23 protein-coding genes and 1 pseudogene are annotated in these 25,097 nt (G+C 41.3%); 16 read left to right on the forward strand and 8 right to left on the reverse strand.

All coding sequences use genetic code 11. The features are described from left to right. The first annotated feature begins 7 nt into the window (after positions 1 to 7). The 7 genes from IJ00_RS18655 (at position 8) to IJ00_RS18680 (ending at position 3,962) form a co-directional block, all read left to right on the forward strand. Positions 8 to 2,116 carry a serine/threonine-protein kinase gene (locus IJ00_RS18655; protein WP_035155428.1) on the forward strand — a complete coding sequence of 703 codons (2,109 nt, stop codon included), beginning with the start codon at positions 8 to 10 and terminating at the stop codon, positions 2,114 to 2,116. 95 nt (positions 2,117 to 2,211) lie between these two features. Beyond that, positions 2,212 to 2,499: a hypothetical protein gene (locus tag IJ00_RS18660; protein ID WP_035155430.1), complete on the forward strand. Its 288-nt coding sequence runs from the start codon at positions 2,212 to 2,214 to the stop codon at positions 2,497 to 2,499. Between the two features lie 27 nt (positions 2,500 to 2,526). Then, positions 2,527 to 2,754: a hypothetical protein gene (locus tag IJ00_RS18665; RefSeq protein ID WP_201782637.1), complete on the forward strand. Its 228-nt coding sequence runs from the start codon at positions 2,527 to 2,529 to the stop codon at positions 2,752 to 2,754. A 20-nt stretch (positions 2,755 to 2,774) separates the two neighbouring features. Then, positions 2,775 to 3,059 carry a type II toxin-antitoxin system YafQ family toxin gene (locus IJ00_RS18670; protein WP_035155432.1) on the forward strand — a complete coding sequence of 95 codons (285 nt, stop codon included), beginning with the start codon at positions 2,775 to 2,777 and terminating at the stop codon, positions 3,057 to 3,059. Between the two features lie 30 nt (positions 3,060 to 3,089). Continuing rightward, positions 3,090 to 3,227, forward strand: coding sequence for a hypothetical protein (locus IJ00_RS29160; RefSeq protein WP_168163503.1), 138 nt, complete (start codon positions 3,090 to 3,092; stop codon positions 3,225 to 3,227). A gap of 30 nt (positions 3,228 to 3,257) precedes the next feature. After that, on the forward strand, positions 3,258 to 3,575 hold the full coding sequence (locus IJ00_RS18675; RefSeq protein ID WP_035159297.1) for a DUF433 domain-containing protein: 318 nt from the start codon (positions 3,258 to 3,260) through the stop codon (positions 3,573 to 3,575). 108 nt (positions 3,576 to 3,683) lie between these two features. Further along, complete coding sequence (locus IJ00_RS18680) at positions 3,684 to 3,962, forward strand: DUF5615 family PIN-like protein (RefSeq protein WP_256388868.1); 279 nt, start codon at positions 3,684 to 3,686, stop codon at positions 3,960 to 3,962. Positions 3,963 to 3,983: 21 nt separating this feature from the next. Here IJ00_RS18680 and IJ00_RS29165 read toward each other — a convergent pair whose 3' ends face one another. After that, positions 3,984 to 4,124: a hypothetical protein gene (locus IJ00_RS29165; RefSeq protein WP_168163504.1), complete on the reverse strand. Its 141-nt coding sequence runs from the start codon at positions 4,122 to 4,124 to the stop codon at positions 3,984 to 3,986. A gap of 32 nt (positions 4,125 to 4,156) precedes the next feature. Here IJ00_RS29165 and IJ00_RS18685 point away from each other — a divergent pair, with 32 nt between their 5' ends. Further along, entirely contained in the window at positions 4,157 to 4,654 is a 498-nt protein-coding gene (locus tag IJ00_RS18685; RefSeq protein ID WP_035155435.1) for a cupin domain-containing protein, read from the forward strand. 203 nt (positions 4,655 to 4,857) lie between these two features. On the opposite strand, the gene IJ00_RS18690 is transcribed toward IJ00_RS18685, so the two are convergent. Continuing rightward, positions 4,858 to 6,387: a SagB/ThcOx family dehydrogenase gene (locus IJ00_RS18690; protein WP_035155438.1), complete on the reverse strand. Its 1,530-nt coding sequence runs from the start codon at positions 6,385 to 6,387 to the stop codon at positions 4,858 to 4,860. 555 nt (positions 6,388 to 6,942) lie between these two features. Between IJ00_RS18690 and sbcC the strand changes: the two genes are divergently transcribed. The 4 genes from sbcC (at position 6,943) to IJ00_RS18710 (ending at position 13,853) form a co-directional block, all read left to right on the forward strand. Then, positions 6,943 to 9,969, forward strand: coding sequence for an exonuclease subunit SbcC (gene sbcC, locus IJ00_RS18695; protein WP_035155441.1), 3,027 nt, complete (start codon positions 6,943 to 6,945; stop codon positions 9,967 to 9,969). Between the two features lie 190 nt (positions 9,970 to 10,159). Beyond that, a complete protein-coding gene (locus IJ00_RS18700) occupies positions 10,160 to 11,737 on the forward strand; it encodes a GMC family oxidoreductase (RefSeq protein ID WP_035159299.1) in 1,578 nt (525 codons plus the stop codon). A 207-nt stretch (positions 11,738 to 11,944) separates the two neighbouring features. After that, entirely contained in the window at positions 11,945 to 13,432 is a 1,488-nt protein-coding gene (locus IJ00_RS18705; protein WP_035155443.1) for an aldehyde dehydrogenase, read from the forward strand. A 40-nt stretch (positions 13,433 to 13,472) separates the two neighbouring features. After that, a complete protein-coding gene (locus tag IJ00_RS18710; RefSeq protein WP_035155446.1) occupies positions 13,473 to 13,853 on the forward strand; it encodes a nuclear transport factor 2 family protein in 381 nt (126 codons plus the stop codon). Between the two features lie 514 nt (positions 13,854 to 14,367). On the opposite strand, the gene IJ00_RS18715 is transcribed toward IJ00_RS18710, so the two are convergent. The 3 genes from IJ00_RS18715 to IJ00_RS18725 all read right to left on the reverse strand — a co-directional run bounded on the left by IJ00_RS18715 (position 14,368) and on the right by IJ00_RS18725 (position 17,328). Continuing rightward, on the reverse strand, positions 14,368 to 15,876 hold the full coding sequence (locus IJ00_RS18715; RefSeq protein ID WP_144416117.1) for an FAD-dependent oxidoreductase: 1,509 nt from the start codon (positions 15,874 to 15,876) through the stop codon (positions 14,368 to 14,370). 53 nt (positions 15,877 to 15,929) lie between these two features. After that, positions 15,930 to 16,619 (reverse strand): manganese catalase family protein, encoded by a 690-nt coding sequence (locus tag IJ00_RS18720; protein ID WP_035155454.1) that lies wholly within the window; start codon positions 16,617 to 16,619, stop codon positions 15,930 to 15,932. A gap of 475 nt (positions 16,620 to 17,094) precedes the next feature. Next, entirely contained in the window at positions 17,095 to 17,328 is a 234-nt protein-coding gene (locus IJ00_RS18725) for a Nif11-like leader peptide family natural product precursor (RefSeq protein WP_035155457.1), read from the reverse strand. 1,136 nt (positions 17,329 to 18,464) lie between these two features. On the opposite strand from IJ00_RS18725, the gene IJ00_RS18730 reads away from it, so the two are divergent. Both IJ00_RS18730 and IJ00_RS18735 read left to right on the forward strand, forming a co-directional pair. Further along, entirely contained in the window at positions 18,465 to 19,427 is a 963-nt protein-coding gene (locus IJ00_RS18730; RefSeq protein ID WP_035155459.1) for a hydrogenase small subunit, read from the forward strand. Between the two features lie 32 nt (positions 19,428 to 19,459). Continuing rightward, positions 19,460 to 19,969 (forward strand): annotated as a pseudogene (locus IJ00_RS18735) (nickel-dependent hydrogenase large subunit); the annotation flags it as partial. 342 nt (positions 19,970 to 20,311) lie between these two features. Here the strand turns inward: IJ00_RS18735 and IJ00_RS18740 are convergent. Next, positions 20,312 to 20,845, reverse strand: a complete 534-nt coding sequence (locus tag IJ00_RS18740) for a DUF6714 family protein (protein WP_052754494.1) — start codon at positions 20,843 to 20,845, stop codon at positions 20,312 to 20,314. Positions 20,846 to 21,096: 251 nt separating this feature from the next. Next, the gene (locus IJ00_RS18745; protein WP_035155463.1) at positions 21,097 to 22,221 is read right to left on the reverse strand and encodes an AAA family ATPase; all 1,125 of its coding nucleotides are present in this window, start codon (positions 22,219 to 22,221) and stop codon (positions 21,097 to 21,099) included. 466 nt (positions 22,222 to 22,687) lie between these two features. Between IJ00_RS18745 and IJ00_RS18750 the strand changes: the two genes are divergently transcribed. Both IJ00_RS18750 and IJ00_RS18755 read left to right on the forward strand, forming a co-directional pair. Next, positions 22,688 to 23,650, forward strand: coding sequence for an orange carotenoid protein N-terminal domain-containing protein (locus tag IJ00_RS18750; protein ID WP_035155465.1), 963 nt, complete (start codon positions 22,688 to 22,690; stop codon positions 23,648 to 23,650). A gap of 130 nt (positions 23,651 to 23,780) precedes the next feature. Further along, positions 23,781 to 24,134, forward strand: coding sequence for a hypothetical protein (locus IJ00_RS18755; protein ID WP_046814861.1), 354 nt, complete (start codon positions 23,781 to 23,783; stop codon positions 24,132 to 24,134). A 555-nt stretch (positions 24,135 to 24,689) separates the two neighbouring features. On the opposite strand, the gene IJ00_RS18760 is transcribed toward IJ00_RS18755, so the two are convergent. Next, entirely contained in the window at positions 24,690 to 25,064 is a 375-nt protein-coding gene (locus IJ00_RS18760; RefSeq protein WP_035155469.1) for a hypothetical protein, read from the reverse strand. Positions 25,065 to 25,097: the final 33 nt, after the last annotated feature.

Consider the following 25,097-nt stretch of genomic DNA (forward strand, 5'->3'; position numbering starts at 1 on the left):
TACAGTCATGCTCTGTTGTCTCAACCCAGCTTGTCAGAATCCTTCCGTACATGACAGTACCAAATATTGCCCCGATTGTGGTACTCCTTTGTTGGTGCTTAGAAATCGGTATAGTCCGATCAAGTCTTTGGGTGGTGGTGGTTTTGGCAAAACTTATCTAGCAGAAGACGTTGATAAATTAAGGGAAAAATGCGTTATCAAGCAATTTGCACCACAAGTACAGGGAACCACAGGACTGCAAAAGGCGACCGAATTATTTGAGCAAGAAGCCAGGAGGCTACAACTGTTAGGAGAACACCCACAAATTCCCACTTTGCTGGCTTATTTTCAAGAAGATAGTCATTTGTATTTGGTGCAGCAATTTATTGATGGGCAGAATTTACTCCAAGAAATGGAACAGCGAGGAACTTTCAGCGAAGAAAAGATACGCGATTTATTGCAGGATTTGTTAAATATTCTCCAGGTTGTACATCAACAGAAGGTGATTCATCGAGATATAAAACCAGAGAATATTATTCGGCGTGGGGATGGCAAAATTGTTTTAATTGATTTTGGTGCATCCAAGCAAGTGACCCAAACAGTAATGGCGGCTACCCAAGGAACGATGATTGGTTCTTTTGGTTATGCACCTTTGGAACAAATGCAGGGAGGAGAAGCTTACCCTGCTGGCGATTTATATGGTTTAGGTGCAACTTGCTTTCATTTGTTGAGTGGAATTCATCCTTGGGAACTGTGGAAGCGGCAAGGTTATGGCTGGGTTAAAAATTGGCGAGAAAACTTACAACAACCAGTGAGTGAAGAATTGGGGCAAATTCTGGATACATTGTTGCAGGAAGACTATCAGCAGCGTTATGGCTCGGCACAAGAAGTATTACAAGCTTTAAATACTCCACCTATGCCAGCACCCCAAACCCAGCCAATTACAACACCACCCTCATCACCATTGGTTGTACCTCCAACCCAAACAGTAATTTCCACACCAACACCATTACCTGCAACAGTATCAGTTCAAGTTCAAGCAACACCAACGGTTGCATCGATAAAGCTACCTGCAAAGACAAAAATATCAACAAGAAACCCACTAACACAAAATCCTCAGCGAAAAAAAGGGTTATTGGTGGGTGCTGTAATTATGTTATTGGGGTTAGTTGGAACTCAAATCTATGGCTATGTTCGTGATGGTTCATTTCCAACTGATCCGATATTTTTATTTCAAAATAAAAGCTTTCTGAATAGTTCTTTCTCAGAAAAAACCCTGACTGGGCATTCTGGTTATGTTGTTTCCGTCGCCATTAGTCCAGATACTAAAACCCTCGTCAGTGGTAGTGGGGATAATACCATCAAACTATGGGATTTGAAAACCGGAAAAGAAATCCGTACTGTCCCGGGACATTCTGATAGCATTAATTCCGTTGCAATTAGCCCAGATGGTAAAACCCTCGTCAGTGGTAGTGGGTATAAAGACATCAAACTATGGGACTTGAAAACCGGAAAAGAAATCCGCACCCTTACAGGACATTCTGATAACGTTAGTTCCGTTGCCATTACCCCAGATGGTAAAACCATCGTTAGTGGTAGTTGGGACAATACCATCAAACTGTGGGACTTGGAAACCGGAAAAGAAATCCGTACTTTCCGAGGACATTCTGATATTCGTTCCATCGCCATTAGCCCAGATGGTAAAACCCTTGCCAGTGGTCATGTGGATAATACCGTCAAACTATGGAACCTGGAAACCGGGGAAAAAACCCGCACCCTTACAGGACATTCCGGTTTCGTTTTTTCCGTCGCCATTAGTCCAGATGGTAAAACCCTCGTCAGTGGCAGTGCGGACAATACCATCAGACTGTGGAATCTGTACACCGGGGAAAAAATTCGCACCCTTGAAGGACATTCTAATTGGGTTAGTTCCGTCGCCATTAGCCCAGATGGTAAAACCATCGTCAGTGGTAGTCGGGATAAAACTATTAAACTGTGGAACCTGGAAACCAAGGAAGAAATCCGTACTCTTAAAGGACATTCTAATAAGGTTTCTTCTATTGCCATTAGTCCAAATAGTCAAATCATTGTCAGTGGCAGCGATGACGAAACCATCAAAATTTGGCGGTTAAAGTAGTAAGCGCTGGATTTGCAGTTTTGAGTATTGAGCTACACACAGAAAATTAACCTAAACTAAAATCAAAATGACTTGCTCCTAAATCTGAAAACATCATGAACTGGAAACTTGACGAAGCACAAGAAAAACTGCCAGAGGTAATTGATGCGTTAGCGGAGCTTACCGGAGGTATCGCGTCAGAACCTCAATTAATCTTTAATCAGGACAAATTAGTTGCTGCAATCATAGAACCTAAACTTTTCCAAGATTTCCTGGCTTGGCATCAGCAACAAAAAGCATCTTCTCTCGCCAATGCTTTTGCAGAATTACGTCAAATCTGTACTGAAGATAATTACATTTTAGAAACTCCCCCACGATGTAGCGATCGCCAGACACCACGATAGAATGAAAAAAGCAGAGCGACAGGAAGGATGAAAGACTTGAGTAACCTAGATAAAGTTTTAGATGCTGCGATGAGTCTCCCTGTAGAACAGCAGGAAATGTTGATACAAATCTTAAAAAACCGAGTAGCTGAAGCTCGTCGTCACGAAATAGTAAAAGATGCAAAAGATTCTATCGCTGAATTTAAGTCGGGAGAATATAAAGCACAAACCGCAGAGGAAGCAATTCAAGAACTACGAAAATATTTAAATAGTTAAATTGGTTTAAATTTGATTTAATGCATCAAATTGTCCTGAGTAAAAAATTTAAAAAGTCTTTCCGAAAATTTGCTCGTCGAAATGCCGACTTACAAGCAAGGATTGAAGAAACAATTGTTGCGATGGAAAATGATGTCTTTAGCATCAGCTTAGGTACGCACAAACTAGAGGGTAAATTATCAGGACTATTATCATGTTCTTGTGGATATGATTGTCGTATTGTTTTTTGTTTGGAAACAGATGACAAAACTGGGGAAGAGGTTATTTTATTGTTAGATGTTGGTACTCATGATGACGTTTATTAGCTTTAAATTTTGGAAGTCTCCATTAGCAAAATGATAGTTTCATTGGTGCGATGCTTTGGGGTATTAATTTTGCGATATCCCTACGGAACGCTACGCGATCGCCTACTTAAAATTGAAATTGAGCATCAAAAGCGTCGCTACTATAATTACTATAAAATTTCAAGTTAGGATGAAATGAATCAGAGAGATTTTGTTGTCATGAATAAAAGGACTCAACTACTCGAAGTAATTGCAGCTTTACCAGAGGAATTAGTTGACCAAGCATTAAATTACGTACAAATGTTGCAAAATCCGATTCAGATTACACCTGGAGTTTGCGGAGGACAAGCACGAATTAGAAATACACGAATTCCCGTATGGACTTTGGTCGTATATCGTCAACAAGGTGCTTCGGATGAGGAATTATTGGCAAATTATCCTGGATTAACTGTGGGAGATTTAAGTGCTGCTTGGCATTACTACGAACAAAATACCGAACAAATCGACCGAGAAATTGCCCAGGATGATTTAGTTTGATGGCGTTACGAGTTTACTGAAAATTTCCCGATCGCAATGGTCAATTTACTCAGAGCAGAGGGATATGATGTATTAACTTCCTAGGAAGCAGGTCAAGCAAATCAAGGTATTCCTGACGATGTTGTTTTGCAGTATGCGACAAAAATGGGTCGCATTTTGATTACAGAAAATCGCCAAGACTTCATAGATTTACATCGAACTATATCAAATCATGCTGGTTTAATTATTTTTAAAAGCGATCGTGATTATGCGGGGAAAGTCAAGGCGATAATTGATTTTCTTAATGAAGATAGTCGAACCCTACAGAATCGTTTGCTGCGGGTTATGAAGCAAAATATAAAAGAAATCGGACAGATTTTTGTTGTTCAGGAGTATGGTAAAAGTTAATTACTATTTCTTGAATATAGCTCATAATTCCACTTGGCGGTTGTCAAAGTCTCTTTGATGTTCTAAATCTATATCCACACCAGCTAAAGGAGAATTTTGAAAAAAATCAACTAAATTTTCTGATTCGGTTTTGGGGTATTTATTTTCTATTTGTCTAGTCAAATGATGTAGAGTACACAGACGAACAGGTGCTTATGACAAACCCTAATCAAGACAGCAAATACTTATTGCGTGCAGCACAAATTAGTCAGCAGACGCAAGGATTTTCCCACCCCTGGAATGATAAGTCTGAGATTCATGGCACGATGATGGGGCGATCGCTAGGTTTACAACGTACTGGTGTGAATTTTGTGAAGGTTCCCCCAGGGAAGGAATCCTTTGTTTACCATGCTCACTACTGTGAGGAGGAATGGATTTATATCCTCAGTGGTGATGGGATTGCGGAGATTGATGGAGAAGAATTTCAGGTGGGTGCTGGGGATTTTATGGCTTTTCCTACCCCTTCTGTGGCTCACCATTTAAAGAATACTGGCAAGCAAGATTTAATTTATCTGTCGGGGGGAGAAAATCTCGCTGTGGAAATTGCTGATTTTCCCCGTCTGGGTAAACGGATGATTCGCCGTGGAGCAACGGTGGAAATATTTGATACTGCTGATGCTCAACCTTTTGATGTATTAGATAAGACTGAATAATTAACTATAGAACTCTGTCAATTTTTATTTTTATGGTATAGAAGGAGGTGCAAGGAGAAGTGGGTTGCTCCATTCTTTGGATGCTCGAAAAAGTCTGAATCAATCTGCTCAAGACAAATCGGACGAATGCTGCCCACACTACATCCGTCATTTTTTCTTGACAAAGTCCCAACTGTATTTTCCGTAGCTAGAGGTGAGTAAATTTATCTGGCTCTGCCAATGGTAGTAATATATAGTACAGCCTCGTCTCCTGGTATACCGAGAACTTCGTTAACTTGGTCGTCAAAAAAACCACCAATACCACTAACTCCAATACTGAGATGAACGGCTGCTAGGTTGAGTCTTTGTCCTAGGTGTCCAGCATCCATATGTAGATAACGATAAGCGCGATCGCCATATTGAGCAACTGCCGCTTTTAAATCTGCTGTATGAAAAATTACTGCTGCTGCATCTCTACCTAAATCCTGCCCTAAACAGAGAAAATGTAATTCTTTGCGGAAGTTTTTAAAGCGGATTTGCCGTAATTCCTGAGCTTTGGGAGCGTAGTAATAGCAACCTGACTCTAAACCTTCTACCCCGGAAACAGCAATAAATGTTTCTATCAAATTCAAATCAAAATAATCGGGTTCACTATCTAATCCTTGGTCGATATAATTCCGTGGCTGATAGGTAAAATTTAATAGGGACTTCAGTTCATCTAAAGTTAAGGGGTCACCACTATAGGCACGGGTAGACCGCCGTTTGAGCATTGTCACTTCTAAATCTTCTAATTTATCACCCCAGTAAATTTGATTAGTATCCGTGGATATTTTCTGACAGAAGGGGAAATTATATTTATCTTCTAAGGATTTTTCTTGTTTGATTTCTGGTAAGTTTAATTTACCTGTAGTTCCCGGTAAAATTTGCGTAGCTTGATGAAAATATTGTAACAACTCACCATCGGGTAATTGCGGATATTCTGTTTCTGTGGCGGAGGGTAAAGCTGTGCGCCAATGGGGTAAATTTTGGTTAATATCGAGGATATCAGCCAGGGGAAGTACGGCGATCGCCCCTTCTTGTTGAGTATCAATATATAGTAGTTCGTTGACAGCTTCGTCAATAAAACCACCAATTAAATGGGGACGATAATCCACAATTCCGGCTGCTAATTCAATATTCCCCATCAAATGTCCCGTATCTAAGAATATCCGCCGATAGGCTCGGTCTTCATAACGCCAAACTGAACGGTAAAATACGGCAGTAAGGACAATTGCTAACTGGGTATTTTCTAAAGCAGAATGCCACAAGCAAGCATCCTGTAATTTCTGCCAAACATCGCTTTCCCAGTAATGCATTAAGCTGTGGGTACGGCACTGGTAATTATATAATCCTGGTGGTAGTAGGGGAGTTCCCCGCGACACCAAATACATCTCTGCTGGATATAAACCTCCCGCACTGGGTGCTGACCGCAAGTATACATCACCCATGGAAGGAATTCTCGCCGTCAGTCCATAGCTACAAAATAGCAGACGGGATAACCTCTGCCACCATTGCGCTTCGGGATTCCCAGCAAAAGCATTCGGTTGTTGTTGAATGTAAGGTTTGAGGTCAAAGCTAGAACCAATTTTATATTCTTTGAATGGTACTGGTTGTTTTGCCCAGTCCAAACCTTTATTTTTAGCAGCGATCGTTTGCGGATCGTACTTAGTGCGTTCGTGGTAGTGCTGTGCTATCGAGTGACGCAGTTCGGGCATAGTTGATTTCAATACGCTTCTGCTAATTATCTTTGCATCCAAAAGCTCTTTGTTTTAGTCTTTCTAGGTACATTCTTTAGAATCTTTAAATTGTCAGAGGTTATCTAAAGTTTCTAAATAACCTCCGGTAAGTGCCAGAAAGCCCCAGGAACAAGGATTTGGGGGGAAAGGGAAGCTTTTATCTGCAATATCAAATCTGTAGAATACTTGTTGATAAATTCTGAGCGGGTTTCAGCTTTTTCGCTAGAGCATCTTTCCTTTCTCAGGCAGATCTATTTCACAAAATTATCATACTGGGATTTATTTTTTGATTTAGGGAGAAAAAATTAGGCTGCTGACAAGAAAGAATTTTCTCCTAAAATGTTAAAAATTGTAAAGTTAAACAGGTGAATTGGAAAAACTAGATTTCCGCCTAGCTAAACTAACAAAAAGAGCATCTGTACTGCTATGTTTATAAGTGCGAGTTAGGAAAGATAAAAGTATCTGCTAATTTTGCCAACCCATCGAATACATAGCTAAGTTCTCAGGCAACCCATTTGTAGTTTACCCATTGCAATGATTCCCGTTCACCTGACGCTAAAAAATTTTTTGAGTTATTGTGATGCTAGTTTAGATTTTCGTGGCTTGCATACCGCTTGTATTTCTGGTGCAAATGGAGCCGGAAAATCCTCTTTACTGGAAGCGATTACTTGGGCAATTTGGGGAGAAAGTCGAGCTGCGGCAGAAGATGATGTTATTCATAGTGGTTCTAAGGATGTACGGGTAGACTTTACTTTTCAAACCAGTCAACAAACCTATCGGGTGATTCGTACTCGACAAAGGGGAGGAAGCGGAGGTTTAGAATTTCAAATTGCCACACCCAGTGGATTCAAAGCTTTGACGGGTAAGGGGATTCGAGCCACCCAGGATTTGATATTAGAGCATATTAAGCTAGATTACGATACATTTATTAACTCCGCTTATTTACGGCAAGGGCGAGCGGATGAGTTTATGTTGAAGCGTCCCAGTGAGCGTAAGGAAATTCTGTCTGAACTGCTAAAATTGCATCAATATGATGAGTTAGAAGAACGGGCGAAGGATTTATCAAAACAGTTTAAGGCAAGGGTGGAAGAGTTAGACCGTTCCTTGGAAAATATGGCTTCCCAACTGCAAGAGAAAGAGGCGATCGCCACCAAGCAAACTACCCTGGAAAATGAACTCAACCAACTGCAACAACTCCAACAATTTGAGCAGATTCAATTGCAAAGTTTACAGGTAGTGCAACACCAACGGCAAACCTGGGAAGAAAACTTAAGTTTTGTTAGGCAACAGTTACAAAATCTTACCCAGGATAGCGATCGCCTGCAACAGGAACAAAGGGTGACTCAGACTCAGATGCAAACTTTGGGGGAATTATTTCAGCAAGAAACAGAAATTCAAGCCGGTTATCAACACTATCAACATCTCCTATCCCAGGAAGAAAGCTTTAACCTGAAATTTGCCGAATATACCCGCGCTCAACAAACCCGACAGCAAAAACAGCAGCAATTAACTAAACAAATTCATCTCCTAGAGCGGCAATTACAACAAGCACAAGCACAATTAGAAGCACTGCGGGAACAGGAGACAGAAATTCAACAAACCCTAAGTAAAGCAGCAGAAGTAGAAGCGGCGATCGCCCAATTAACCACCGCCCGCCAACGCTTGGCGCAGTATGATGAGCTACAGATGCGTGTCACCCCCATCTTGCAACAAAGACAACATTTACAAAGCCAAATTGATAAAACTCAAGCCACCCTCAGCGCTCGTTTAGAACAAATTCAAGCTACAGAAAATCAACTGCAACGACAACAACGTCGCCAACCCCAGCTGCAACAAGCAGTCATAGAAGTGGCAACACAAATCGAAGCTTTAGAAAAACAACGGGTATATCTGCAAAGGGTACAGGAAAAAGGGCAGGAAAGGCGGCATTTTATTGAACGCTTGCAAGCACACCAAAGAGACTACGAAAAATTACTAGGTGAGCTAGAACAGAAGTTACAAATGTTGCAGACTCCTGATGCAATTTGTCCTTTGTGTGAGCGTCCTTTGGATGAGCATCACTGGAATCGGGTAGTGGATAAAACCAACGCCGAATATAAGGATACGGAGGGGCAACTCTGGGTAGTACGGGAACAAATGGCTTTTTCCGATCGGGAAATTCAGGTATTACGCCAGGAATATCGGGAAGTCTCCCAAAAATTATCCCCCTACGAATCTCTGCGGGAACAAAGGGGACAGTTGGCAGCACAGTTGGAAGTGACAACGGATGTGGGGCAGCAACTTCAGCAAATCGCCAGGGAAAAGCAGGAGTTAGAGCGGCAGTTAGAATTGGGAGATTATGCCCAGGATAAGCAGGCAGAATTACAGCAACTAGCAGCTTATTTGGAAGAATTGAATTACAACGAGAAAAATCATGCCCTGGCTCGCAGTGAAGTGGAAAAGTGGCGCTGGGCAGAGATTCGTCAGGGGCAAATTAAGGATGCGAGCAAGAGACAGGCGCAGGTAGCTGCCAGAAAACCAGAGATTGAGGCACAGATTGGCGAGTTAAACCGCAGAATTCAGGAAGAGGGCGTAAATTCGGAATGTGCGCGGGAAATAGCTGCCTTGGATAGGTATATGACAGAACTGGGTTACAATACCGAACAACATAACCAACTGCGGAGCGCCCTACGTCAGGGGCAAAGTTGGCAATTACGCCATCAACAATTATTGACAGCCCAGGAGCAATATCCCCAACTTCAGCAGCGTGCCCAGGAATTAGCGATCGCCCTCCAAGCTAGGTTACAGGAAAAGCAACGACTGGCGAGCAACTTAAATGAGATTGTGCAGCAACTAGAAGCAACCGCCAACCCTCGGAGTCAGATACATAGTTTAGAACAGCAGCTAGCAAGTAGGCGGCGACAGTTGGATGAATATCTGGGGCAATTGGGGCAAATCAAACAGATGATGCATCAATTAGCGACTCTAGAAATTCAGTATGGGCAGCAACAACAACAGCTCCAGGAAGCAAAACGGCAGCAACGAATTTATCAGGAGTTAGCCCAGGCATTTGGTAAAAATGGTATCCAAACACTGATGATTGAGAACGTGTTGCCTCAGCTAGAAGTGGAGACAAATCAACTACTTTCGCGGTTGAGTGCGAATCAGTTACATGTACAATTCGTTACTCAAAAAGCCGGACGTAACGGTAAAAGTACGAAGAAAAACGCCAAAATGATTGACACCCTAGATATTCTCATTGCCGACGCTAGGGGAACCCGTGCTTATGAAACCTATTCCGGGGGGGAAGCATTTCGGATTAACTTTGCGATTCGTTTAGCTTTAGCAAAATTACTTGCCCAGCGTGCCGGAGCCGCTTTACAGTTACTGATAGTTGATGAGGGATTTGGTACTCAAGATGCGGAAGGTTGCGATCGCCTGATTGCTGCGATTAACGCGATCGCTCCTGATTTTGCCTGTATCCTCACCGTTACCCATATGCCCCACCTCAAGGAAGCATTTCAAGCTCGGATTGAAGTACATAAGACTCAGCAAGGTTCCCAGGTACGTTTGATGTCTTAATGTATAAGGCTTGCTAACACCCTAGGGAAATATTTAGGGTATTTTTGACATTTGGGAATTTAGTCACCTTCTGGGGCAGATTTACCAGAAATTGAGCAGTTTTTGAACTGGTATTGGGCAACTGCTACCCTGAATCAGACATCGGCGATCGCCTGATATGATTACCAATATTCCCCTTCCCAATATCAGTATGTACGATTACATTATCATTGGTGCAGGTTCCGCAGGATGTGTTTTAGCAAACCGTCTGAGTGAAAATCCCCAGGTAAAAGTTTTACTATTAGAAGCAGGTAATCCTGATAATAGGCAAGAAATTCATATTCCTGCGGGATTCCCCAATTTATTTCAAACTGAATACGATTGGGCATACTATACCGCACCTCAAACCTATTTAAATAATCGTGAATTGTTCTATCCTCGCGGTAAAGTTTTAGGTGGTTGTAGTTCCATTAATGCCATGATTTATATTCGTGGTGATTTAGAAAATTATAATCAATGGGAAGCTTTAGGAAATCCAGGATGGGGTGCGAAGGATATACTACCCTATTTCCAAAAATCCCAAAATCAAGAACGCGGAGCGGATAAATATCATGGAACGGGTGGATTATTAAATATTAGTGATTTACGCTGTATTAATCCCCTTTCCCGTGCTTTTGTGGAATCAGGTTTACAAGCAAAATTTCCCCGCAATCGTGACTTTAATGGGGAGCAACAGGAAGGATTCGGCTTTTTTCAAGTTACTCAGAAAAATGGTAAACGTCATAGTACTGCCACCGCATACCTCAAGCCAATTCTACAGCGACAGAATTTACATATTCAAACTAATGCTCAAGTTACTAACTTAATCATTGAAAACCAAAAAGTCACAGGAGTAAATTATCAACAAAATAATCAAAATTATCAAGTTCATGTTGGCAAAGAAGTTATTCTCAGCAGTGGTGCAATTAACTCTCCCCAAATTCTTTTACTTTCTGGAATTGGTGATAGTGAAGATTTGAAATCCCTGGGAATTACTGTTAATCATCACTTACCTGGAGTCGGTAAAAATTTACAAGACCATTTGTGTGTAGCAGTTATTTATGAAGCTACTAAAGCAATTTCTCTTCTCAATGCCAAAAACAAAATTAGCCTACTGCAATACCTTTTGTTTAAGCAAGGAGGTTTAACTAGTAATGTTGCCGAAGCTGGAGCTTTTATTAAACTTAATCCCGAAAATAAACACTGTGATTTACAATTACATTTTGCTCCTGCTTTCTTCCTAAAACATGGGAAAATGCAACCCACAATTCATGGTTTCACCTTTGCTGTAACTCTGCTCTATCCAGAAAGTCGTGGTTATGTGACTTTGAACTCTGCCAATGCTTTAGAAAACCCTCTAATTCAGCCTAATTATCTAGAAAAAGAGAATGATTTAAAAGTTCTCGTATCCGGAATTAAAATAGCACGTCAAATCACACAAATGCCAGCTTTAAAACAGTTCGCTGGCGAGAATTTATATCCCCAAGCACACATCAATACCGATGAGGAACTAGAGAATTACGTCCGTGATTATGTCGAAACTATATATCATCCCGTTGGTACTTGCAAAATGGGACAGGATAATATGTCCGTTGTGAATCATCAATTAAAGGTGAGGGGAATAGAGGGATTAAGAGTTGTAGATGCTTCCATTATGCCCACAATTATTGGTGGTAACACGAATGCTCCCACAATCATGATTGCCGAAAAAGCCGCAGATATGATTTTGGCAGAAACTGATAATCGGTAATTGGTTTACTTTACCATTGAAAAATTCCGAGATACAGATTTTAGGGAATGTGATAACCTGTTTCTGAAACCTTTATAGACTACGCAAATTTTCCATTAAATATGGTTGCAGAGCCGAAAATAAAATGAGCAGAAAGTGAACATTTTTTGAACTTGTATCTGAATACAGAAATCCTGCAAACTATCATTATCAAACAACAAGAAAATCATGACACAGCAAACTTTATCTTCAAAAACTCAAATTCGCACCTATCAAAACTTGATTAATGGTGCTTATGTTGCTCCCGTCTCCGGTGAAAATTATACTCGTACGAGTCCATTAACTGGAGAAGATTTAGTCCAAATTGCTTGGAGTAATCAAGTAGACGCAGATAATGCAATTCAAGTAGCAAGAAAAGTCTTTGATGAGGGAAAATGGTCAAATTCTGCACCCAAAAATCGCCATGATATTCTCAGGAAAACCGCAGACTTAATCAGAGAAAAATCCCAGGCGATCGCCACCACAATTTGTCAAGAAGTGGCACGACCATTTAATATGTGCGTGATGGAAGTTCTCATGACTGCGGATATCTTCGATTACTTCGCAGGATTAAGTTTAGATATTAAAGGTGAAGCAATTACCCAAGAAGGTAATATCATCGGGATGACAGTTAACGAACCTGTGGGAGTTGTGGGAATTATCACCCCCTGGAACTTTCCCCTCGTATTAGTTGCGTGGAAAATTGCTCCCGCGATCGCCACTGGTTGCACTATGGTAATTAAACCCAGCGAATTTACCCCTTCTAGCACTTTTATGCTGGTAGAAATACTCGCAGAAGCTGGTTTACCCCCAGGAATTGCTAACATTGTGACTGGTGATGGTGCGGTAGTTGGTGAAAGATTGGTGGAGTCACCTTTAGTTGATAAAATTGCTTTTACTGGTTCTACAGCCGTTGGTAAAAATATCATGGCAAAGGCTGCACCAACTTTAAAAAGAATTAGTTTAGAGTTAGGTGGTAAGAGTCCCAATATTATTTTCCCCGATGCTGATTTACCCCAAGCAATCATGGGAGCTATTGGTGGTATCTATTTAAATAGTGGTCAAGTTTGTCAAGCGGGTTCCCGTTTATTAATCCATGAATCTATCAAAGATGCTGTCGTAGAGCAATTAGTAGGCGCTAGTCAAACCCTCGCAATTGGCAACCCCATGGACGTAAATACATTCATGGGACCCGTAATTAATCAACGGCAATTTGAAAGAGTACAATCCTACATTCAAGCGGGAATTGATGAGGGTGCAAAATTAATTACCGGTGGAGTTGGACAACATTCTGTACCCGGTTTTCCCGATGGTTTATTCATCAAACCCACAATTTTTGATGATGTTTCCAGCACCATGAAAATTGCCCAGGAAGAAATATTTGGACCCGTCCTTGCAGTTATGACTTTTAGGGATGAAGCGGAAGCTTTAGCCATTGCCAATGATTCCATGTATGGCTTAACTGCTGGAATTTGGACAAAAAATATTGATACAGCTTTTCGCATGGCAAAGGGTATCCGCGCTGGCACAATTTGGATTAATACCTACCATACATCGGGTTTAGAACCTCGTATGCCCTATGGTGGATTTAAACAAAGTGGCATCGGTAGAGAAGTCGGACACAAGGGTTTAGAAGAGTATTTAGAAACTAAATCCGTACATATTAAAGTTGGCTAATTATCACCATTAAACTCGACCTGAAATATCATAGAAAATTATGTCATCCCAAACTATTCAACAAACAATCGCTAATTATTTCGCTGCTACTAGAGCGATGAGTTTAGAATCTTGGCTAGCAACTTTTGCCGAAGATGCTATTAGTTATGAACCAGATGCACCACCATTAAAAGGATATCAAGACTTAACTCACTTTTTTCAAGGAATTATTTCCGTCTTTCAGCAAATAGGATTAACAGAAGAAAGCGTTTTTATCAATGGAAACGAAGCCGCTGTGAAATGGATTGGTCACGGTGTGGGTAAAAATGGTCAGGAAGTCGCCTTTGAAGGAATTGATGTTTTTGAAATTAACGATGCAGGTAAAATTCAGCAAATGTGGGCTTACTGGTATCCACAAAAGATGATGGCACAGTTAGCTTAACAAAGACAAACATAAGTAGGTCGGTGTGAAAATTTCAATGTATGTCATTGCGAATGAAACGTTCGCGTAGCTTGTCGCTTTGCGACTCAGTGAAATGAAGCAACCGCAACGGTTTTGTCAATTTTACATTCTGTTACATAGTTGGGTTTATTTTCATCGACTTACTTATCATCAGTTTTCCTTGTTGAAATGGGGAAAAGGTGAACAGGAAAATATCCTCCAAACCTTTCCCTTTCTGTTTGACAACTCTTTTTCAAGAAGTTAAATTCGCAAAATTTTCCCCAAGTCTCGGCAATAACTTGTTTAATCTAACGTAAGTTAGACGCTTGGAGCCAGCGATTAAAAATCGCCGTCTAATAGCTCAAGTCCTCTACAAGAGGACTGATAGCAAAGGATTCGATTTGTATTTCGAGTCCATTTTTAATGGACTTTGGATGTTAGACGGGGATTTTTAATCCTCGTTGGGACAGTTTTTATCGATTTATTGAATGTATCCAAGCTCATCGAACTCATGTTAATCTAAGGCTTTCAAATCGTTTACCGCAGGACCATGTAACACTTTCCCTTGACAGCTAAAACGCGCACCATGACAGGGACAATCCCAGGTTTTCTCCGCACTGTTCCAATTAACAATGCAACCTAGGTGAGAACAGATAGCAGAAACAGCATTAACCGTTCCATTTTGATCACGATAGGTAGCGATTTTTTCACCATTGACTGTTACTATCTTGCCTTCCCCTTCTTTCACATCTGCAAGAGAATCACCCAATCCTTTCAGGCGATCGCCTAACCAGTGTTTACCCACATCTAGGTTTTGCTTCAAACCTTCCACCGTTAAAAAAGGTGTTGCACGGGTAGCATCATATAATTTTGCCCAGGGATTTTCGACTCCTAAAATCAAGTCACTGAGTACCATTGCTGAGACAGTACCGTTAGTCATACCCCACAGACTAAAACCTGTTGCGACATAGATATGCTGACTCGATGGAGTCAATTTACCTATGTACGGTAATTTATCAAAGGAAACAAAATCCTGAGTTGACCAATGGTAATCAATCGATGTTATCCCAAACCGCGATCGCGCATATTCCTGTAAATCTTCGTATTTCTCCTCAGTGTGTTCTACACTACCAACTTTATGACCACCTCCACCAATTAATAACAACAGACCATTTTCATCGGGAGTTGTACGAATTGAGTAATATTTTTCCCCACTACCTATGTACATTCCCTCAAATCCTTGGGACTGTTCAATTCTCGCACCGATGATATAAGAGCGTTTTGGATAGGTTTTGGCGAAAAATAACCCCTCATTCAAAATAGGTATATTAGTCGCGACAATTACATCCTGAGCTTGCAAGTTTCCTCGCTCTGTAATCACATTGCAAGGTTTACCCTCCTCTACATTCTGAACCCGCGTATTTTCAAATACGTAGCTGCCATCACCAGGAATATTTTGGGCTAAATGTAGCAGATATTTACGCACATGAAATTGTGCTTGCTGTTCAAATTTGACTGCACCCGCAACGGGGAAAGGTAAGGAAGTCTCACGGACAAAACTAGCAGGTAAACCTAATTTAGTCGCTGCTTCTACTTCTGCTGTAATCTGCTCCACATCATTTGCAGATTCGGTAAAGGTATAAGCACTTTGACGGCTAAAGTCACATTCTATGCCGTATTCTGCAACCAATTTTCCCACCAATTCTAGGGCAGCTTGATTTGATTGTGCATATAAACGTGCTTTATCCTCACCGTGTTCTTGAATCAGATCTGCATAAATTAATTGGTGCAGTGAGGTAACTTTTGCAGTTGTATGACCACTCACACCTCTAGAGATTTTCTCCCCATCAATCACAGCAACGGTTTTACCTGCACGTTTGAGCAAAGTAGCAGCAGTGATACCTGCAATACCTGCACCCACAATTGCCACATCAACCGAGAGATTATTCTCCCAAGGTGAATAGTTAGTTTCAGGAGTTGATTCAATCCAATAGGAAATGGATTTTCCAGAGATATTTTGTATCATGCCGATAAATTATTTAGAAAACTACTAACAGGAATTACTAACAGAAATGACTATGCTTGCTCTTTCAGAGGGTCTGCAATATATCTAAATTCTTCATCTGAGTTCCAAGCACCCCGCTCATCTTTTCCGTTAGTAGACAAGTTGTAGTAAATATCCACTGTTTCATCTGGTTGGATATTGCCAAAGAATGGGTCTGTTAATTTGCCCATAGATTCTAAGGCTTTCATAAACATTTTGGTATGGGAGATTTCTCTAGTTAATAAATGTACTAATGTCTCCTTAGTGCCTTGGTCTGGAGCAAGTTTAATTAGTGCTTCATAGGTTTGACGCGCTCCTGCTTCTGCTGCAATATTTGCCCTGAGGTCGCGCACAACATCACCACCTTCATTGATATAACTTGCTGTCCAAGCAACTCCTTGGGAATCCAGGAAATGGGGACCTTGTCCTCTGACAGCAAACAAAGTACTGTTAAATGCAGATGTTTGATCTACATTTTTAGTATGTACTTCGATTAATTTGCCAATCATTTCTAAGTGACTAAATTCTTCGATTGCAATATCTTGGAGCATATCTTTAATTCCTGCATGCTCCGTATGAAATGATTGCACCCAATATTGTAAGGCTGCGGAGAGTTCACCCGTTGCTCCACCGAATTGTTCGAGCAATAATTGAGCAAATTGAGGATTTGGCTGCTCAACTTTAACCGCTTTATTAATCAATTCTTTCTTATGGAAAAACATCTTACTACCATGAATTGAGCATTACACCTCGTATCTTAGATGATGCCTCTCAGAGAAAAGAATTGTCTTCCGGCAGATATCCAAAATATATTTTCTCTAACTCCTGTCAGACGGCAAAAAAAACTTTTAATATAGAGCTAATTAGGGTACAAAAATTTTCCTATTTATATTCCAATTGCAAAATACAGCAGATTTTAACTGCGTGAGCTACAGAAATACCCCTCGCTGATGCTACCTACAGTTTGCATACAACTTATGAACTCACCCCAATTGCTACCCTAAGCGCGATCGCGTCAATAGGAATAACCCCCCCTTCCTACCTTTCCTTATAAAAGACAGGCAAAATTTACTTCCTCGAAGCAAGAGGAATGAGGGGGGAATTAGACTTCTGATAAGTATCACAGATTGCCGCAACTATCAAAATTTACTGATAATTAATCCATCTGAAAACCTTATCTTCTCCTTTTAGAGAAATTTATCTGGGTACAATGTGTAATCTTGGTGCGACTCCTGGATTGATGATAGCTGCTAACTCTTCAGAAGATATTTTACTAAGTTCTGTTTGTAGTTCTGTCAGGGTAAATTCATAGCCACACTCACTTGCAATCTGGATGAAAGTTTCTACATCTGTGGCAGCTTTTAGCCTTTGCTTTAAGATTTGGTCTTCTTTAATGGCTTGGAAAAGTTGAGCCGCATTATTCTGTGTCATAACAGTTTCTGCTCCTGATTTCTAAAGATTTATAGGCGAAATTATCTGTCTGAAGCCATCTCCCAACACCCAAACTTGAGATTTGCCAATTTATCTCATTTACCTAGCTTCGTTTACAGCACGTTACAAGCCAATTGAGTAAACTTACTTTGTATGATTTATACCCAAAATATCATTTCACACTCGCAGTGTCATCAACAATTGCTTGTATTAACTCCTCTTCACGACCACAGAGGAAATATTCTCTTTCTATTATAGGTGTTGCTTAAGAATACAGACTATAAATCACCATAGGGATTTAATTACTAAAGTAACATTGGGAAGATAAGAGATATTTTATTTGTCATCAAACTTTACCTAATGGCTGAGTTGATATTGATTTCACGATTTTATTTATATTGATTTATTCCTGTTAACTGTGACCTGTTCTATGTGATAAAAAAATATGATTTTGCTCTACAGACATACCATCTTGTTTTAGAGAATGTTTGAAAATTTTCCTTCTGTGTCATGTGGAATATACAATGGTGTCTACATCCGTAAGGGCAGTTTTATCAATATACTGCAATTATTCACGAATATCTGGTGAACCCGCCCCTATCGCTTGGTGGTCAATGGGGATACAGAATGACGATTTATACCTGATAAAATTTTTAAGACAGGCTCTTCAATATAACTTATGTAACTGTTTGTAAAAATACCAATTTTATACAATATTTCAATCATTTACGGATAAAATTATTGATATAAATTCAACCGTAAATTCTAAGACATCTAAGCTTTTTATAACTCATCCTTTCAGTAGATATTCTAATTATGGCTGCAAACTTTTTTCCCAATTCTAAATAGATATAAATTCTCTCTTAAGAAATGTTTAGTAGCCTACACATCAAAGATAAAAATATTTGATATTTAATAAAGAAGGCTTGTGAGTTTCCTACTTTGCTGGAAATATTCAAGCTGACTTTCAGTTAATAGATACTAGCTCGAAATGATACGTGAAAAATAGCAATTTTTACGGTTATCAAAAATCTAGAATGAAAGACTAACTGCGTTAATTCCTGAATTGCTTCATTCACGAGGAAAAACTCTTCATTCTTCCTCAATTCACTGCTTGTAAAACCCCAAACTAACCGATGGCTAATGTTATATGGCTACAAGGTGGTGCTTGTTCTGGCAACACTATGTCGTTTCTCAATGCTGAAGAACCCACTGCCTGTGACTTGATTGCGGATTTTGGCATTAATATTTTGTGGCATCCTTCCCTGGGTGTGGAATTGGGCGAAAATCTACAAAGATTATTGTGGGATTGCATTCTCGGTAAAATTCCCCTAGATATTCTCGTCTTTGAAGGTTCTGTAGTCCAAGCACCCAACGGTACGGGGGAATGGAACCGTTTTGCCGATCGCCCCATGCAAGAGTGGTTAAGTGAACTGTCAAAAGTGGCAAATTTCGTTGTCGCGGTGGGAGACTGTGCTACCTGGGGAGGAATTCCGGCAATGGCTCCCAATCCCAGCGAATCCACTGGTTTACAGTTTCTCAAGCGTCAAAAAGGTGGTTTTTTGGGTGCAGATTTCGTCTCCAAAGGAGGATTGCCAGTCATTAATATCCCTGGATGTCCTTCCCACCCTGATTGGATATCTCAGATATTAGTGGCGATCGCCACTGGCAGAATCAGCGATATTGCCCTAGATGACTTACAACGTCCCCAAACCTTCTTTAATACCTTCACTCAAACTGGCTGTACCCGGAATATCCACTTTGCCTATAAAGCCACCGTTGCAGAATTTGGTCAACGCAAAGGCTGTCTCTTTTATGACCTTGGTTGTCGGGGACCCATGACTCGTTCCTCCTGTAACCGTATTCTCTGGAATCGTGTCTCTTCCAAAACCCGCGCTGGAATGCCCTGTTTAGGTTGTACCGAGCCAGAATTCCCCTTCTACGACCTAGAACCAGGAACTGTGTTTAAAACCCAAACCCTGATGGGAGTACCTAAAGACTTACCCACTGGTGTCAAACGCAAAGAATACGCCATCCTGACAGTTGTTGCTAAAGATACAATGCCAGCCTGGGCAGACGAAGACTTTTTCACAGTTTAGTAATGTGAACCAACCACCAAGGAGAGAGGAGCATGGCAATTAAAACTTTAGATATTTCCCCCGTCGGTAGAGTTGAAGGGGATTTAGATGTGCGTGTCGATATTGAAGATGGTTTTGTCGTCAACGCTTGGACTCATGCCGAGTTGTTTCGCGGTTTTGAAATTATCCTCCGAGGCAAAGACCCCCAAGCTGGGTTAATTGTAACACCGAGAATCTGCGGTATCTGCGGAGCATCTCACCTCAGCAGCGCCGCTTGGGCATTAGATACAGCCTGGGAAACGGAAGTCCCCCGTAACGCCATCCTGGCAAGAAATCTTGGACAAATCGTTGAGACAATCCAAAGCATCCCCCGCTACTTTTACGGCTTATTTGCCATTGATTTAACGAATAAGAAATACGAAAACAGCCGCTTTTATCAAGAAGCTTGTCGCCGCTTTACCGCCTTTACTGGGAAACATTACGAACTCGGTGTCACCATTTCCGCCAAACCCGTCGAAATTTATGCCCTCCTCGGTGGACAATGGCCCCACAGCAGTTATATGGCAATCAATTGCGGAATTGCTTATTTATTAGGGGTTTATCGTGGTAGATGCAATTATTCCCTAGCTTTTCCTTAAATCAGATGATTCCAAGGAGGCATCCAGCCACAAATCTCTTGATTTTTCTCTGCTCAATTTTATTTGCTGCTCTCAAGCATTAACTAGTTTTTCCTTAATCCTGATATTAACGATAGAGCTACCCTCCGTTGGGAGGCGATATAACTTCATTCTGCCGCACGATAGAGCTACGCTTTGCCAAGGCGATCGCGGTTAATAGTAGTTCAGATTTATTTGGATTTAGAGTACAAACGCGCTATACGGGGCTTTTCCTAGGGATTGTCGGAACTATTCTCCAATGTTTGCATATCGCTCCCATCGCTCCACCGCTTCGACCGTAGCAGGGTTTCCTACAATCTCATCAAAGTCAATTAGGAACCGTAATAATCTCGCAACTGCTTTGCTCTGAACATCCGTAAATTGATACTTGCTGGCGATCGCTGTCGGTTCGGACTTCCTCAACGACTTGGGATAATCGTGTAGCAGGTGATATTGAGATGAATGAAGAATCCCGTTACGATCGTTACCCCAATGTCTCAAACCACAGATAATAAAAGCCGGAATGTAATAGCGGAAACCCTTTTCATTCAGAAAGGATAGAGCCGAGCAGCATGCAATAATGTCATCGTCTGGCACATCCTGCCACCGTGTCTCAAGGTCAAGACATCGTGCAGCACGCTGCTTTTCAACAGATTCCCAAGCATCCATCGCTATGGCTTCATGAAGAGTCGTTCCATCTTTGCGGGACACCCCATCGAAAGCCTCCGTAATTTCAGCAATGAGGGCAGCGCGACGACTCTCAAATTCGGATTCATTACTCATGTTTTTATCCAATTTGTAATGGTTTTGGATTATGTAAATCAAGTAATTATATTCATTCAGCTAGAAAGAGGAGATGTCTGCGATATAAAGCTATGACGAGATAATATTACTGAGTTAAAATTTTGAGAATTATATAGTCAGTTAAAACTAGGAAAAATTTGCTAGCTAACGGCGGAGTTGAACAATACTTTCAGCTAATCGCCTCAAAGCAATTAACCTCAAAGCTTTTTTCTATGCAACTTCAATATAAATTAGAGAAGATGTTGTGCTAGTTGTTCATGAGTAGGAACATCAACTGGAAGCAAAGTTATTAAGTCTTCCTTGGATGGCTTGGCTACTGCTGCTAAACGATTGCATTGAATAGCCACACAGCGATCAAAGATATTTCTTACAAATCTGCCATTCCCAAGTTCTCCAATTTGAGTCTCAAATTGCTGTACCAAATCCTGCACTACTTTCAGAGTCTCGTCTGACAAAAGATACCCATGGGAATCGCATCTAACTTTGAAGATTTCCGTTAATTCAGATGCAGAGTAATCGTCAAAATGAATAGATTTTGAAAACCTAGATTTCAGTCCAGGATTAGAGCCAATAAAGCGAGACATCTCACCTTTATATCCTGCAACAATAACCACTAAATCTTCTCTATTATCCTCCATCATCTTCAGCAGGGTATTGATTGCCTCCTGACCATAAATATCACCTTTTCCATCTGGAACTAGAGAATAGGCTTCATCGATAAAAAGAACCCCGCCCAGAGCCGATTCAACCACTTTTGCTGTTTTAGGTGCTGTCTGCCCTAGATACTGTGCGACTAAGTCCGTCCGATCTACTTCTGTAAAATGACCTTTTGACAAGACTCCAAGATTTTTGTAAATTTCGCCTAACATCCTAGCTACGGTTGTTTTACCCGTACCAGGATTTCCTGTAAATACAAGATGTCTAGTAATAGCAGGAGCTTTGATTCCAGCCTGAGCTTGCATCTGAGCAACTTTGGCAATATTAACTAATTCCTGAACAGTAGACTTGACTCCGCTCAAACCAGTAAGTAAATGGAGTTGGTCTAGACATTCTTGAAGCTTATCGGTGACTACTAGGCTTTGAACAGTCGTAATGGGAGGGTTTTTATCAATCAGTTTGCAGACCTCTTTTGCCCACTCACTTCCAATCTCCTTGATATGAGCGCCCAGTAAGTTCCGGGCTGTTTTGATTGCAGCTTCCTTTGATGGGGCTTCAGCAAAAAATAGGCAATCAACTGACAACTGCTTGTCAGATTTTTCGTGAAAGGCATAGACATCATCAAGGCTATTCCAAGCTGCCCAAAGCCAAGAATTACCAGATGCACAGACGCTAAATACAGGGGAACCGCACACCATTGTTTAGCCCAAGTATAAAAAAATGGTCAACCATAATATTAGCCCCATAGTTAGTGGAATGCCCACTACGGCTACCTCTAGCCCTGGTTCATGATTTATTTGAGGGAAAGATTCTGTGTACTATTTTTCTAAATTTAGACATCTCAAGCATCATAGTCTCCCCTGTTCGTATTACATGGAAAACTTCAGTATTTTAAGCCTGGGAAAGTGGAAGAAACTATGGTTTGATTTCTCGAATTAGTATCCCACCAATAAGATTATGGTTAACGACTGTAATCCTTGCACTTGCGATCCGACATTGGCGATCGCTTTAGCGGAACGGAGTTCTACTGCGTAGCGTCGTACTATCAGATTTTATTGTAGATGTCCCCAGAAAATCCAATCACAGCAGTCATAGTAGGAATAAGTAAAGTTTTATAAAGCAGTGTAAACTAAAGTAAATTGCTTTTTAATGGAGTGCAAAGGGATGTCAATTAGCATCGAATCAGCCCGTAATATTTTCCCTGAAACCCTGGCTGCGGATGTGATTCCAGCGACGATCGCCCGTTTTAAGCAATTAATAGTAGAAGATCGGTTGGCGTTAATTTGGTTTGCTTATTTGGAAATGGGTAAAAACCTCTCAATTGCAACCCCTGATGCGGTGAATATGCAATTTGTCAGTAGCACCCTCAGCCAAATCGAACGGATGAGTTTTAGCGAACAGGAACAATTAATGCGCGACCTGGCTAGTGGTACGGATCGACCTATCTGCCGCATCTACGCTACTTGGTCGGTGAATATCAAACTTGGCTTCTGGTTTCAATTAGGGAAGTGGATGGAAGCAGGAATTGTCACCCCTATCCCCCAAGGTTATCAACTTTCAGCCAACGCCCTGGCAGTACTGCAAGCAATCCGCGATGTAGACCCCGGTCAACAAATTACCATTCTCCGTAATACAGTAGTGGATATGGGCTTTGACGCATCCCAGCTAGAAAACTATAGTCGCGTTGCCGAACCCGTAGTCCCACCCACAGAGATATCCGATACTGATCGAATTAAGGCTATTCCTGGTGTCGAAAATCAGATAATTCTGGACTACATGAACAATATGAACTCCAATCAATTCGATGCCCAGATTCAACTTTTTGCCCCCGACGGAGGTTTACAACCCCCATTCCAGCGTCCCATTGTCGGTCGTGATGATATTCTCAAATTCTTCCACGAAGACTGCCAGAACTTGAAACTACTACCAGAACGGGGAGTTACCGAACCTGCGGAGGATGGTTACACCCGGATTAAAATCACTGGTAAAGTCCAAACTCCTTGGTTTGGTAAGGATGTGGGTATGAATATTGCTTGGCGATTCCTCATCAGTCCCGAAAACCAAATTTTCTTCGTGGCGATCGATTTATTGGCTTCTCCCAAGGAATTGCTGAATCTGGGGCGTTAGGTTGCAAAGTTGACACTCAGTTATGTAAACTTTTGTGTAGATGATACTAATAATTTAGCAAATAATTAACGCTACGAATTCTCTGTGTGGGGATTGTAGGGGAATTAGGTAGCTTTGTGGTGATTAAGATATGGATGCTCGACAAGTTGAAACTGGTGACGAAGGAATTGAGAATGGTTGGTCATTGGAGGAGCAAGCGATCGCGCGTAAGGTATTTGACCTAGCCTACGAACGGGAAATTGCCGGATTGACACGATTGATCAACGAGCAGTCTGAAAGCATTACTCAGCTCAGCGATCTATGGCGTTTACACGATTTTTTAAGTGCCAAACGTCACGACCTCGATGGTAAATACGATTTTCGTTATCCATTTTTGATTATGGTGTTTGCCCAATTAGTTAAGGAAGGTTGGTTGCAACTTGCGGAACTCGAAGGTTTAGACCCCAGCAAACGAGCCAAGATTTCAGCTCTTTCCAAGATGTAAATTTCTCAAAGCTGAGAGATTGTTGTTGGATGGGCGAGATAACTCCGTTTCGCTACCGCGATTGCGCGGAGCGCAGCACCAAAGGCGATCGCCACCTACAATCTTCCATTTTTTGACCTATTCTCGTAGGGAAATTTTGTCTGTCACGCCCAATAATCTAGTGCAATAAAGCATTGCAGCTGATTGAGTCATCAAGCCGTTAACAATTGCTTATCAAGCTCAAGAATATGTCCAGTTGCGGGGAAAGACTCATTTCCATTGTTACTCCGATCGAGTAGAAGATTGCCACCTCTGTCCGCTCTGATGCAGGGTTTAGTCTGCCTTTGGTGGCAATAAAGTGGAGAAAGCGATGAAACTCCACACCTTCTGGTAATCCGAAATGATGGCGATCGCTACTGTCTGCATCTGTAACATCGCTCTCCTATGTCCTGCGGACACGCTGCGCGAACAAGATACAGCAAGGGGACACAACGGTAAAACTCCCCACCAGTATTGATCTTCTCAAATCTCTGAAAACATGAATTTCGGGAGGATGGCAAGCGTGACGATCGCGTGTTAATTACCAACCTTGAAAGTCACCTCGTACTGAGAGCCATCACCGCTAACAATCCGGGTTCTTGTGCCATTGCTAGAGACACTAAAAAAACCAACAGATCGACCACTCTTCTTATCCATCAAAGTAACCCTTGCTGTTCCGCTAAAGGTTGCACCCACACCACCATTCGCAACACCACGCCGCACCATATTGATTGGATTCCCTTTCCGGAAGTTCTGACCATTAATCACGAAGAACAATGAGTCACTACCGCCACCCGCAGCATTACACTTAACGGTCAAAATATCAATCCGCTTTCCACCTGCGAGCATTTCTGCCTGTTCTGCTGTTAATTCTGTAAACAGAGATTGATTGATTTCTTGATTCAGTAACATTTTAGATCTCCTAGAGAGTAAATTAGTTGGAAT

Source organism: Calothrix sp. 336/3 (assembly GCF_000734895.2).
Taxonomy (GTDB): domain Bacteria; phylum Cyanobacteriota; class Cyanobacteriia; order Cyanobacteriales; family Nostocaceae; genus 336-3.